Below are 3,728 nucleotides of genomic sequence, written 5' to 3'. Positions count from 1 at the left end.
TGGTGGGCGGCGAGCGTGGCGGAGGGGCGCACGCCGATGCTCGCCGCCTATGCGCTCGGCAAGGCGCAGCGGCTGCTCACGATGCTCGATCCGTCCATCGGGCCCGTGCTGACCCACGGCGCGGTGGAGGAGACGACGGCGGTGCTCCGCGCGCAGGGCCTGCCCCTGCCCGAGACGGTCCGAGTGACGCCCGAGCTCGATCCGAAGGCGTACCCCGGCGCGCTCGTCCTCGCGCCGCCCTCGGCGCTCGGGTCGAAATGGGCGCGGCGCTTCGGCGCGGTCTCCACCGGCCACGCGAGCGGCTGGATGCGCCTGCGCGGCGTGCGCCGGCGCCGGGCGGCGGACCGGGGCTTCGTGATCTCGGACCATGCCGACTGGCCCGGCCTGCTCTCCGCGATCCGGGCCACGGGGGCGGAAAGAATCTTTGCCACGCATGGTTACACGGAAATCTTCAGCCGGTGGCTGAACGCCGAGGGCTGGGACGCGGCGATCGTGCCCACCGAGTTCGGCGGCGAGACGGAGGACGAGGGCGATGCGGGCTGAGCGGGTGGCAGCCTCCTGCCGGGGCGGTTGCGCCCGGGGCGTCAGACCCAAACGGACACCCCGTAAAAATATGGGCAAACAATCTGTTAAGATGCGCAGCGGATACACCACATGAAGGAGTTCGCTGCCCTCGTCGCGCGGATTGACCAGACGACGCGCACCTCGGCCAAGACGGCCGCGCTCGCCGACTATTTCGCGCGCGCTTCGGACGACGACCGGCTCTGGACCGTCGCGCTCTTCTCCGGGCGCCGTCCGCGTCGCGCGATCACGACGACGGAGCTGCGCGAATGGGCGGCCGAGCGCGCGGGCCTGCCGCTCTGGCTGGTCGAGGAGAGTTACCCGGTCGTCGGCGACCTCGCCGAGACGATCGCGCTCATCCTGCCGCCGCCGTCCCGCGGCTCGAACCGCAGCCTCGCAGGGTGGATCGCGCTCCTGCGCGGGCTGCGCGACATGGCCCCCGAGGCGCGCAAGGCCGAGGTGCTCGCCGCCTGGGACGCGCTCGACGCCGAGGGGCGTTTCATCTTCAACAAGCTCCTGACCGGTGGCTGGCGGATCGGGGTGAGCCAGAAGCTGATGACCCGCGCCCTCGCCCGCGCGACCGGGCGGGCGGAGGCCGAGATGGCGCATCGCCTGATGGGCGCCTGGGAGCCCGCGACGACGACCTGGCACGCGCTGATCGAGGCCGAGGACGCGGCGGCCGACCTCTCGCGCCCCTATCCCTTCTGCCTCGCGCACCAGTTGGACGATGGTCCGGAAAGCCTCGGGTCGCCAGAAGATTGGCGCGCGGAATGGAAGTGGGACGGCATCCGCGGGCAGCTGATCCTGCGCGAAGGCCAGCACTTCGTCTGGTCGCGCGGCGAGGAGCTGATGACCGACCGCTTCCCCGAACTCGCCCGCGCGCTGGATTTCCTGCCGCCCGGCACGGTGATCGACGGCGAACTTCTGGCGTGGCGGGATGGCCCGCTCCCCTTCAACGCGCTGCAGAAGCGGATCGGGCGCAAGACGGTGCCCGCGAAGCTCCTGCGGGAGGCGCCCGTCGCGCTCGCCGCCTACGACCTGCTGGAGGACGCGGGGCAGGACATCCGCGCCCTGCCTTTCGACGACCGCCGCGCGCGCCTCGCCCGGCTCTTCACGGGCCTGCCCGCCGACGCGCCGCTCGTGCTGCCGCCGCTCGTGACCTTCGAGGACTGGCCGGACCTCGCCGCGACCCGCGCGACGGCGCGCGACCACGCCGCCGAGGGGCTGATGCTCAAGCGCGCGGACAGCCCCTACCACGTCGGGCGCAAGCGCGGCGACTGGTGGAAATGGAAGCTCGATCCATTGGTGATCGACGCGGTGATGATCTACGCGCAGGCGGGCCACGGACGGCGGGCCAACCTCTTCACCGACTTCACCTTCGCCGTCTGGGACGGCGCCACCCTCGTGCCCTTCACCAAGGCCTATTCGGGCCTGACCGACGCCGAGTTCCGTCGCATCACCGCATGGGTGCGCAAGAACACGCAGCAGCGCTTCGGCCCGGTCCGGCAGGTGACGCCAGCCCTCGTCTTCGAGATCGCCTTCGAGGGGCTGCACGAAAGCCCGCGCCACAAGTCGGGCGTCGCGCTGCGCTTCCCGCGGATGAGCCGCTGGCGCGAGGACAAGCCGCCGGAGGAGGCCGGCACGCTCGACGAGTTGAAGGCGATGCTCGCCGCCTGCGGCTGAGCGCCTTGCGCCGGCCGCCCCGCGGGCCTTATCTCGACCACGACAGGACAACAGGAGAGACCCCATGCCGGACACCTTCCGCCCCGCCCTCGACGCCGCGACCGATCAGGGCGCCGCGCCGCTGGGCGACCTGCCCGAATGGGACCTCACCGATCTCTACGCCGCGCCCGACGCACCGGAGATCCAGCGCGACCTCGACTGGCTGAAGGCGGAGTGCCGGGCCTTCGCCGCCGACTACGAGGGCAGGCTCGCCGGGCTCGACGCCGCCGGGCTTCTGCGCTGCGTGCAGCGCAACGAGGCGATCGAGCGCGTGGCCGGGCGGCTGATGTCCTTCGCGGGGCTGCGCTACTATCAGGACACGACCGACGCGGGGCGGGCGAAGTTCCTCTCGGACGTGCAGGAGAAGATCACCGACGACACGACGCCGCTCGTCTTCTTCACGCTCGAGATCAACCGCCTGCCGGAGGATCACCTCGCCGGGCTCTTCGCCGAGGACGCGGCGCTCGCCCGATACAGGCCGGTCTTCGACCGCATCCGCAAGATGAAGCCCTACCAGCTTTCCGACGAGCTGGAGAAGTTCCTGCACGACACGGGCGTCGTCGGCGACGCCTGGGAACGGCTCTTCGACGAGACGATCTCCGGGCTCACCTTCGAGGTGGAGGGCGAGGCGCTCGGCCTCGAGGCGACGCTGAACCTGCTGACCGACCCCGACCGCGCGAGGCGCGAGGCCGGCGCGCGCGCCCTTGCCCGGGTCTTCGGCGCGAACATCCGCCTCTTCGCCCGCGTGCACAACACGCAGGCCAAGGAAAAGGAGGTGATCGACCGCTGGCGCGGCATGCCCACGCCGCAGACGGGCCGGCATCTCGCCAACGACGTGGAGCCCGAGGTGGTCGAGGCGCTGCGCGACGCGGTGGTTGCCGCCTACCCGCGGCTCAGCCACCGCTACTTCGAGCTCAAGCGCAAGTGGCTGGGGCTCGACAAGCTGCAGGTCTGGGACCGCAACGCGCCGCTGCCGATGCAGAGCGACCGCGTCGTGCCCTGGACGGAGGCGCGCGAGACGGTGCTGCGCGCCTACGAGGGCTTCGCCCCCGAACTCGCCACGCTCGCCGAGCCCTTCTTCGAGAAGGGCTGGATCGATGCCGGCGTCACGCCCGGCAAGGCACCGGGCGCCTTCGCGCATCCCACCGTGACGGACGCGCATCCCTTCATCCTGCTCAACTACCTCGGCAAGCCGCGCGACGTGATGACGCTCGCCCACGAGCTCGGCCACGGCGTGCACCAGCGCCTCGCCGCCGAGCAGGGCGAGATGCTCTCGCGCACGCCGCTCACGCTGGCGGAGACGGCGAGCGTCTTCGGCGAGATGCTGACCTTCCGGCGGATGCTGGCGGGGGCCGCGGACACGAACGAGAGGCGCGTCCTCCTCGCCGGCAAGGTGGAGGACATGCTCAACACGGTCGTGCGCCAGATCGCCTTCTACGACTTCG

Annotated in this window: 2 protein-coding genes and 1 pseudogene; all 3 read left to right on the top strand. The window is 71.5% G+C overall.

Annotated elements, in window-relative coordinates:
* Positions 1-543, top strand: a pseudogene (locus ACESL7_RS14135) (ligase-associated DNA damage response exonuclease); the annotation flags it as partial.
* 111 nt (positions 544-654) lie between these two features.
* Positions 655-2,244: an ATP-dependent DNA ligase gene (locus ACESL7_RS14130; protein WP_372893945.1), complete on the top strand. Its 1,590-nt coding sequence runs from the start codon at positions 655-657 to the stop codon at positions 2,242-2,244.
* 64 nt (positions 2,245-2,308) lie between these two features.
* Positions 2,309-3,728 (top strand): M3 family oligoendopeptidase (locus ACESL7_RS14125; protein WP_372893944.1); only part of this gene is annotated, 1,420 nt, incomplete at its 3' end.

The sequence above is a fragment of the Rhodosalinus sp. genome (assembly GCF_041685465.1).
Lineage (GTDB): Bacteria > Pseudomonadota > Alphaproteobacteria > Rhodobacterales > Rhodobacteraceae > Rhodosalinus.
Note: the sequence above shows the minus strand (reverse complement) of the source record. Positions and strands in the feature narration are given on the sequence as shown.

Coding starts and splice junctions, on each gene's coding strand:
- ACESL7_RS14130 (WP_372893945.1), top strand. CDS start 655: ATGAAGGAGTTCGCTGCCCTCGTCGCGCGGATTGACCAGACGACGCGC.